This is a genomic window from Streptomyces sp. NPDC058239 (assembly GCF_042882185.1).
In the GTDB taxonomy this organism is placed as follows: Bacteria; Actinomycetota; Actinomycetes; order Streptomycetales; family Streptomycetaceae; genus Streptomyces.
Window position 1 is genome coordinate 1 of the sequence record NZ_JBHVWS010000141.1, and the last position, 1,779, is coordinate 1,779.

General features: G+C 70.6%; 1 protein-coding gene. It reads left to right on the forward strand.

All coding sequences use genetic code 11. The annotated features are described in order from the left end of the window. Nucleotides 1-1,779, forward strand: a 1,779-nt coding sequence (locus ACFVYE_RS47235; RefSeq protein WP_389609772.1) for a condensation domain-containing protein, incomplete at both ends; no start/stop codon positions are given.

Consider the following 1,779-nt stretch of genomic DNA (forward strand, 5'->3'; position numbering starts at 1 on the left):
GAGTTGTTCGCCGAGGTGCTGGGCGCGTCGCGGGTCGGGGTCGACGACGACTTCTTCGACCTGGGCGGGCACTCCCTGCTCGCCACCCGGCTGGTCGCACGGATTCGCTCGGTGCTCGGCGTGGAGCTGGGGTTGCGCGCGCTCTTCCAGGCGCCCACTGCGGCGGGAGTGGCCGAAGCGTTGGCCGAGGCCGGGCGCGCCCGCCCGGCGCTGACGGCGCACGTACGGCCGGAAGCGGTACCGCTTTCTTTCGCCCAGCGCCGGCTCTGGTTCCTGCACCGCATGGACGGCACCGCCGCGACCTACCACATTCCGCTGGCGATTCGGCTGACCGGGACGCTGGACACAGCGGCGCTGAACGAGGCGCTCGCCGACGTGGTGGCCCGGCACGAGAGCCTGCGGACGGTGTTCCCGGAGGTCGACGGCGTACCGTGCCAGCGTGTCCTGGATCCGGGCGCGACCCGGCCCCGGGTGCGGTTGACCGAGGTGTCGGAGGCCGAACTGCCTGAGCGGCTTGCCGAGTTCGCCCGGCAGCCTTTCGACCTGGCGGTGGAACTGCCGTTGCGGGCGGAGCTGTTCGCGCTCGCACCGCAGGAGCATGTGCTGCTGGTGGTGATGCACCACATCGCCGGTGACGGCTGGTCCACCGGCCCGCTGGCCCGCGACCTCGCCGCGGCCTACGCCGCTCGGCACGAGGGTCGCACGCCGAGCTGGCCGGTCCTGCCGGTGCAATATGCCGACTACACGCTGTGGCAGCGCGACCTGCTCGGTGACGCCGCCGATCCGGAGAGTCGGTTTGCCGAACAACTCGGTTATTGGAAGCGGCAGTTGTCCGACCTTCCGGAGCTTCTCCAGCTGCCCGCCGACCGGTCGCGGCCGGGCGTCGCCCGCTGGCACGGAGACCAGGTCGGCCTGGAGCTGAGTCCCGAACTGCATGCGGCTCTGGTGGAGTTGGCTCGGCGTACCGGCACCAGTCTGTTCATGGTGCTTCAGGCGGGCCTTGCCGCGTTGTACACGCGGTTGGGTGCGGGGACGGACATCCCGATCGGCAGTCCGATCGCGGGGCGCACGGACGAGGCGCTGGACGATCTGGTCGGGTTCTTCGTGAACACGCTGGTGCTGCGCACGGACACGAGCGGTGATCCGAGTTTCGCCGAGTTGCTGGGGCGGGTGCGGGAGACGGCGCTGTCGGCGTTCGCGCATCAGGATGTGCCGTTCGAGCACCTGGTGGAGGTGCTGAACCCGTCCCGGTCGCTATCCCACCACCCGCTGTTCCAGACCGTCTTGGCCGTGCAGAACGCTCCGATGGGCCGCTTCTCGCTGCCCGGCCTGGACGTCGCCACCTACGCAGTGCCCACCGGAACCGCCAAGTTCGACCTCGGTGTGAACCTCGCCGAACGGTTCGGGCCGGACGGAAGGCCGGCCGGGATCGTCGGCGCTGTGGAGTATGCGACCGACCTGTTCGACCGGGATACGGTCGCCGCCCTCGCCCGGCGCTGGACGCTCCTGCTGGAGGCGGTCACCGCCGACCCGGAGCAGCCGATCGGGGAGATCGACCTCCTCGACGCCGGTGAGCGTCGCCGACTCCTGGAGAGTGGCAACGCGACCGCCCGTGAGGTGGGCGCCGTCCCGGTGCCGCAGGCGTTCGCGGCGCAGGTGGCGGCGACGCCGGATGCGGTCGCGCTCGTCTGTGGCGATGTAGAGCTGACGTACGGTCAGTTGAATGTTCGGGCGAATCGGTTGGCGCATGCGCTGATCGCTCGGGGTGTGGGTCCGGAG